At 70.5% G+C, this 6,435-nt stretch carries 8 protein-coding genes; 5 read left to right on the top strand and 3 right to left on the bottom strand.

The features are described 5' to 3' along the window. The first annotated feature begins 154 nt into the window (after nucleotides 1–154). On the top strand, nucleotides 155–1,696 hold the full coding sequence (locus ABD308_RS08420; RefSeq protein WP_344330005.1) for a glycosyltransferase family 87 protein: 1,542 nt from the start codon (nucleotides 155–157) through the stop codon (nucleotides 1,694–1,696). Nucleotides 1,697–1,706: 10 nt separating this feature from the next. On the opposite strand, the gene ABD308_RS08415 is transcribed toward ABD308_RS08420, so the two are convergent. From ABD308_RS08415 to ABD308_RS08405, 3 genes are all read right to left on the bottom strand, one after another. Further along, complete coding sequence (locus ABD308_RS08415) at nucleotides 1,707–2,741, bottom strand: alanine racemase (protein WP_344329978.1); 1,035 nt, start codon at nucleotides 2,739–2,741, stop codon at nucleotides 1,707–1,709. Nucleotides 2,742–2,798: 57 nt separating this feature from the next. After that, nucleotides 2,799–3,917 carry a lipid II:glycine glycyltransferase FemX gene (locus tag ABD308_RS08410; protein WP_344329973.1) on the bottom strand — a complete coding sequence of 373 codons (1,119 nt, stop codon included), beginning with the start codon at nucleotides 3,915–3,917 and terminating at the stop codon, nucleotides 2,799–2,801. Between the two features lie 166 nt (nucleotides 3,918–4,083). Next, nucleotides 4,084–4,383 carry a hypothetical protein gene (locus ABD308_RS08405; protein ID WP_344329959.1) on the bottom strand — a complete coding sequence of 100 codons (300 nt, stop codon included), beginning with the start codon at nucleotides 4,381–4,383 and terminating at the stop codon, nucleotides 4,084–4,086. A gap of 299 nt (nucleotides 4,384–4,682) precedes the next feature. Between ABD308_RS08405 and rpsF the strand changes: the two genes are divergently transcribed. The 4 genes from rpsF to rplI form a co-directional block, all read left to right on the top strand. Further along, on the top strand, nucleotides 4,683–4,973 hold the full coding sequence (gene rpsF / locus ABD308_RS08400) for a 30S ribosomal protein S6 (RefSeq protein ID WP_344329953.1): 291 nt from the start codon (nucleotides 4,683–4,685) through the stop codon (nucleotides 4,971–4,973). Nucleotides 4,974–5,069: 96 nt separating this feature from the next. After that, nucleotides 5,070–5,681, top strand: coding sequence for a single-stranded DNA-binding protein (locus ABD308_RS08395; protein ID WP_344329946.1), 612 nt, complete (start codon nucleotides 5,070–5,072; stop codon nucleotides 5,679–5,681). 78 nt (nucleotides 5,682–5,759) lie between these two features. Beyond that, a complete protein-coding gene (gene rpsR, locus ABD308_RS08390; RefSeq protein WP_030304537.1) occupies nucleotides 5,760–5,996 on the top strand; it encodes a 30S ribosomal protein S18 in 237 nt (78 codons plus the stop codon). Nucleotides 5,997–6,013: 17 nt separating this feature from the next. After that, nucleotides 6,014–6,435: 50S ribosomal protein L9 (gene rplI / locus ABD308_RS08385; protein WP_344329940.1), on the top strand; the 422-nt coding region annotated here is incomplete at its 3' end.

Raw genomic sequence — 6,435 nt, 5'->3', positions numbered from 1 at the left:
AGGCTCCGGAGAGCCTCCCACCGCCGTTTCGTCGCATTCGAAGCGGTTCGTGCCGGTACCCCGGTGGCCGGCGGAGCGGTCATCGCCGCGGGCCCGGGGAAAAGGGGCAGGGGCCTCCTCGTACGGACGGGCGGGGTGCGGCAGGATGTCCGCCATGACGTCCAGCGTTCGTGACGAAGAGGCCCCTGCCGCGCCGGTGCCCGGTCCGCAGGCCAACACCGTGGTGGTGCCGGCGGACGAGGATCCGGTCGCGGCGGCCGGAAGCGAGGTGATCGGCGGCCCGCCCGGGAAGCGCGCGCTGCTCGGCGTCTCGTGGTGGATCCCGGCACGCTTCCTGGCGCTGGTGGTGATCGTGGTCTCGGTGCTGGGCATGGCGCAGAAGCTGCCCTGCTACAACGCCGCCTGGTTCCAGCCCGGTTCGCCGCAGTACGTGCACGCCTGCTACAGCGACATCCCGCACCTGTTCTCCGGGCGCGGCTTCGCGGCCGGCCTGCACCCGTACGTGGACCGGATCCCGGGCACCACCGGGGACCTGCAGTTCCTTGAGTACCCGGTGCTGACCGGTCTGTTCATGCAGATCGCGGCCTGGCTGACGCCCGGCGGCGGCTCCCTGCAGGACCAGGAGCGGTGGTTCTGGACGATCAACGCCGGTCTGCTGATGGCCTGCGCGGTGGTCGCCGTGGTCGCGCTCTCCCGCACCCACCGGCGCCGTCCCTGGGACGCGCTGATGTTCGCCCTGGCGCCGGTCCTGCTGCTCAACGCCACCGTCAACTGGGACCTGCTGGCCGTGGCGCTCGCCGCCGTCGCGCTGGCCTGGTGGTCCGGCTCGCGGCCGCTCTGGGCCGGGGTGTTCATCGGACTGGCCACCGCGGCCAAGCTGTACCCGGTGCTGCTGCTAGGCCCGCTGCTGGTGCTCTGCTGGCGGGCCGGCCGGTGGCGCGACCTGCGGGTGCTGCTGGGCGGCGCGGCCGGTGCCTGGCTGCTGGTCAACCTGCCGATCATGATGGCCAACTGGCAGGGCTGGTCGACCTTCTACGTCTTCAGCAAGCACCGCACCGAGGACTACGGCTCGCTCTGGCTGATCCTCATGCAGAGCCGGGGCGTCGGACTGGCCAACCTGGACACCTTCATCGCCATCCTGATGGTGCTGAGCTGCGCGGGGATAGCGTGGCTCGGCCTCGCGGCACCCCGCCGGCCGCGGGTGGCCCAGCTGGCCTTCCTGGTGGTGGCCGCGTTCGTGGTGTTCAACAAGGTGTACTCGCCGCAGTACGTGCTCTGGCTGCTGCCGCTCGCGGTGCTGGCCCGGCCGCGCTGGCGGGACTTCCTGATCTGGCAGGCCTGCGAGGTGCTCTACACCCTGGGCATCTGGTCCCACCTGGGCTTCGTCACCGGGCCCAAGCAGCACGGCATCGGCGAGTCCTGGTACCACTTCGCGATCGTGCTGCACCTGCTGGGCACGCTCTACCTGGTCGGCATGGTGATCCGGGACATCCTGCTGCCGGACCGCGACCCGGTGCGCTGGGACGGCAGCGACGACCCGTCCGGCGGGGTGCTCGACGGCGCCCCGGACGTCTTCGTGCTCGGCGCCGCCCGCCGGCTGCGCGAGGAGGAGAGCTACGCCGGGTACGCGCCGGCCGGCCCCGAGGCGTGGCTCGACGAGCCGCCCGCCGCGGAACCGGCCGGGAAGAAGGACTGACCGGCGGGACTCAGCGGTCCACCACGCGGTCGAAGTGCGTGGTGGTGTGCCGCACCTGGAGGCCGAGTTCGTCGCCGACCGCCGGCGGCGCGGCCTCGCCGTCCAGGAGGAGCAGCGAGACCTGCATGTGCGGCGGCTCGGCGAACCAGAGCTGCTTGCCGGCCCAGTGGTACGGCGACTTGGTCTTGTTGACGGTCGCCAGGCCGGCCCGGGCGATGCCCTTGGCGCGCGAGGACATGCCCTGCACGTACTTGGGCGCCTCCAAGCCGATGCCGTGCGCGGTTCCGCCGGCGACCACCAGCAGGTGGCCGTCGGAGGGCGCCGGGTGCTGGCGGTAGCCGTAGCGGTCGCCCTTGCGCACCGGGGTGACGTCCAGCACCGTCGCCCGGACCTCCAGCGCGCCGTGGTCGCCCAGCCAGAGCCGGGTGCCGATCCGGGCCCGGAAGACGGTGCCCGGGAAGCGCTGGGCCAGCTGGTCCATGCCCGCCGCGCCGAGGTGGCTGACGAACACGGTGTGCACCGGGATGCCGGCGGCCCGGGCGGTCTCCACCCAGTACGCGACCTCCTCGACCGGGCTGGAGCCGTCCGGCCGGTCCATCGGCAGGTGCAGCGCCAGGCCCTCGAAGGAGACGCCCTCCAGTTCGGCGGCGACGGCCGCGAGATCGGCCGCCGAGACGCCGTGCCGGCGCATGGTGGTCATGCACTCCACCACCACCCGGGCACCGTGCAGCGCCCGCAGGCCGTCCAGGCCCGCCACCGTCCGGATCACCCGGGCGTGCGGCAGCGGCAGCGCCTCCTCGCCCACCCGGTAGGGGGTGAGCACCAGCAGCTCGCCGCCGTACCACTCGGCCGCGTCGGCGGCCTCGTAGGCGGTGCCGACCGCCAGCACACCGGTGCCGAGGAGGGTCGCCTCCTCGGCCAGGCGGTGGTTGCCCAAGCCGTAGCCGTTGCCCTTCGCCACCGGCACCAGGCCGGGGAACTCGGCCAGCACGGAGCGCTGGTGGGTGCGCCAGCGTTCGGTGTCGAGGTAGAGCGACAGCGTCATCGGGTCATCTCCCAGGGGGTGTTGGGCACGGCTGCTCGGTGGCTCGGAGCGGGCTGCTCAGCGGCGCGACATGTAGAGGTCGAGGGCCTTGTGCAGCAGCTTGTTGAGCGGGAAGTCCCACTCACCGAGGTACTCGGCGGCCTGGCCGCCGGTGCCGACCTTGAACTGGATCAGGCCGAACAGGTGGTCGTTCTCGTCCAGCGTGTCGGAGATGCCGCGCAGGTCGTACACCCCGCCGCCGAGGGCGTAGGAGTCGCGCATCATCCGCCACTGGATCGCGTTCGACGGCTTCACCTCGCGCTTGTGGTTGGCCGAGGCGCCGTAGGAGTACCAGACGTGCTCGCCGACGACCAGCATCGTGGTCGCGGCCAGCGGCTCGCCCTCGTGGTAGGCGATGTACAGCCGCATCCGGTTGGGGTCCTCGGCGGTGAGCGCCTTCCACATGCGCTGGAAGTAGGCCAGCGGACGCGGGGTGAACTTGTCGCGCTCGGCGGTCACCAGGTAGAGCTGGTGGAAGACCGGCAGCTCGTCGTAGCCGCCCTGGACCACCTCGACGCCGCTCTTCTCGGCCTTCTTGATGTTGCGGCGCCAGAGCTGGTTGAAGCCCTTCTGGATGTCGTCCAGCGAGCGGTTGGCCAGAGGCACCTGGAAGACGTAGCGCGGCTGGACGTCACCGAAGCCGGCGCCGCCGTCCTCGCCCTGCAGCCAGCCCGCCTTGCGCAGCCGGTCGGCGACCTCGAAGGCGCGCGGCTCGTACCAGTCGGCCTCGACGTCGCGCAGGCGCTTGGCCTGCTTGGCGGCGATGGCCTCCTTGATGGTCGGGGCGTTCCAGCGGCGGATGACCACCGGCGGGCCCATCTTCACCGAGAAGGCGCCCTGGGACTTGAGGTGCGCCAGCATCGGCTGCAGCCAGCGGTCGAGGTCGCGGTCGAACCAGTCGATCACCGGGCCCTCGGGCAGGTAGGCCAGGTAGCGCTTGAGCTTGGGCAGCTGCCGGTAGAGCACCAGGCCGGCGCCGACGAGCTGGTTGGCCTCGTCGAACCAGCCGATCGACTCGGAGCGCCACTCGGCCTTCACGTCGCCCCAGGACGGCACCTGCATGTGGCTCGCCGAGGCGCGGCTCCTGATGAAGGCGAGGTGCTCCTCGCGGGTGATCGTCCTCAGGCGCAGGCTCATGCTCGGTGCTCCTCGTCGGTCGGGCCGCGGCGGGCCCCGTCTTCTCCGGCTGACCCTATCGTCCGGGGTCCCGTCGGCTTCGGGCACGGCGACGCCCCCGCCGCGCACCCGTCACCTGAAGACAAGTACGCCGCGGGGGCGCCGGGGGTTCCTCGCGGAAGTGGGGCTAACCCCACAGACCGCCGCGTGCGATGCCGAGGTAGAAGCCGATCGCCGAGGCGCCCAGCGTGATCATCAGGACGAAGCGCTCGGCCGTGGTGACGGAGACGTACATCCCCAGCAGGCCGGTGACGATCCCGAACAGTCCGGTCCACGAGGTCAGCAGGTGCAGGCTGTGGAAGAACGACGTGATGAAGGAGATCGCGCCCAGCACGGCGGTGAGGCCGACCAGGGTGTTCTCCCGCGGGTGCGGGTGTCCGTCGGTGTTCAGGGTGAGGGCGGGCATGCGGTGGACGGTCTGTGCCATGAGTCCCACCTCCGGGCGGGGAGACGAACGGGCGGGAAACCCGTTCCGTCCAGATTGCGGCGGTTGCGCGGGTCTCACAACCCCTATGCGTTTTGTTCGTCCGTCCGGGTGCGGGTAGGGTGTGTCGTCTGCACTGGTGTAGCTGTGCCCTCCTCTGCCCTCTTCCGGGTGAACGGGGACGGGCTGTCCGACCCGACCGCTACGGTGGCCGGTGTCGTCACTGCTCCGGTGCCGACGCTGCACAACCCTCCTGCCACGGAGAGACCGTGGCCGCTGAGTCCAAAGGAGGTGGGTTACTCATGCGTCACTACGAGGTGATGGTGATCCTCGACCCCTCGGTCGAGGAGCGCGCCGTTTCCCCCCTGATCGAGAGCTTCATGGCTGTCGTCCGCAACGCGGGTGGCAAGGTCGAGAAGATCGACACCTGGGGTCGCCGCCGTCTGGCCTACGAGATCAACAAGCAGTCCGAGGGCATCTACTCGGTCATCGACCTGCAGGCCACGCCTGAGGTCGTCAAGGAGCTCGACCGCCAGATGGGCCTGAGCGAGTCGGTTCTGCGGACCAAGGTCCTGCGCCCGGACACCCACTGAGCCACCTCTGAGGCCTTCGGGTCTCGGGTAGCTCGCGTCCGCTGTTTCACGTGAAACAGCGGTGAACGGACATCTTCCCGAGAGGTCATCACCACCATGGCAGGCGAGACCGTCATCACCCTCGTCGGCAATCTCGTCGACGACCCCGAGCTGCGCTTCACCCCGTCGGGTGCGGCGGTCGCGAAGTTCCGCATCGCGTCCACTCCCCGCACCTTCGACCGCCAGACCAACGAGTGGAAGGACGGCGAGAGCCTCTTCCTCACGTGCAACGTCTGGCGGCAGCCGGCGGAGAACGTAGCCGAGTCGCTCCAGCGCGGCATGCGCGTCATCGTGCAGGGCCGGCTGCGCCAGCGGTCTTACGAGACCAAGGAAGGCGAGAAGCGGACGGTCTTCGAGGTCGAGGTCGACGAGGTCGGTCCGAGCCTGCGCTCGGCGACCGCGAAGGTCACCCGGGCCAACCGGTCCGGCGGCCCCCAGGGCGGCGGCTTCGGCGGCGGCCCGCAGGGTGGCGGCCAGCAGGGCGCCGGCTGGGGCGGCGGCCAGCAGGGTGGCGGCCAGCAGGGCGGCGGCTGGGGTGGAAACTCCGGCGGCCAGTCCGGCCCCTCCGACGACCCCTGGGCGTCCAGCGCTCCCTCTGGTGGAAACCAGGGTGGCGGCGGCTGGGGTGCCCCGTCCGGTGGCGGCTTCTCGGAAGAGCCTCCGTTCTAAGAGCTGACAGATTTCGTGCGGCCTGGCCGTGGGCGCCGCGAGGCGCCCGCCCGGCCGTGAACCCCAATGGAGCACACAATGGCGAAGCCGCCTGCTCGCAAGCCGAAGAAGAAGGTTTGCGTCTTCTGCAAGGACAAGGTCAACTACGTTGACTACAAGGACACGAACCTGCTGCGGAAGTTCATCTCCGACCGCGGCAAGATCCGTGCCCGCCGGGTCACCGGCAACTGCACCCAGCACCAGCGTGACGTCGCCACGGCCGTGAAGAACAGCCGTGAGATGGCGCTGCTGCCCTACACCAGCACCGCGCGCTAAGAGAGGGTGACCGAACAATGAAGATCATCCTCACCCACGAGGTGCCGGGCCTGGGCTCGGCCGGCGAGGTCGTCGAGGTCAAGGACGGCTACGCCCGCAACTACCTGGTCCCGCGTGGCTACGCCATCCGCTGGACCAAGGGCGGTCAGAAGGACGTCGACGCCATCCGTCGCGCCCGCAAGATCCACGAGATCCAGACCCTTGAGGCCGCCAACGAGGTCAAGGGCAAGCTGGAGGGCGTCCAGGTCAAGCTGGCCGTTCGTTCCGGCGAGGCCGGCCGTCTGTTCGGCTCGGTGACCCAGGCCGACGTCGTCGAGGCCATCAAGGCCGCCGGCGGCCCGGCGGTCGACAAGCGCGCCGTCGCGATCGCCTCGCCGATCAAGACCGTGGGCACCCACAAGGTCTCGGTCAAGCTGCACTCGGACGTCCAGGCCAACCT

Source organism: Kitasatospora putterlickiae, assembly GCF_039527695.1.
In the GTDB taxonomy this organism is placed as follows: domain Bacteria; phylum Actinomycetota; class Actinomycetes; order Streptomycetales; family Streptomycetaceae; genus Kitasatospora; species Kitasatospora putterlickiae.
This window is presented reverse-complemented; position numbering and strand designations above follow the sequence as displayed.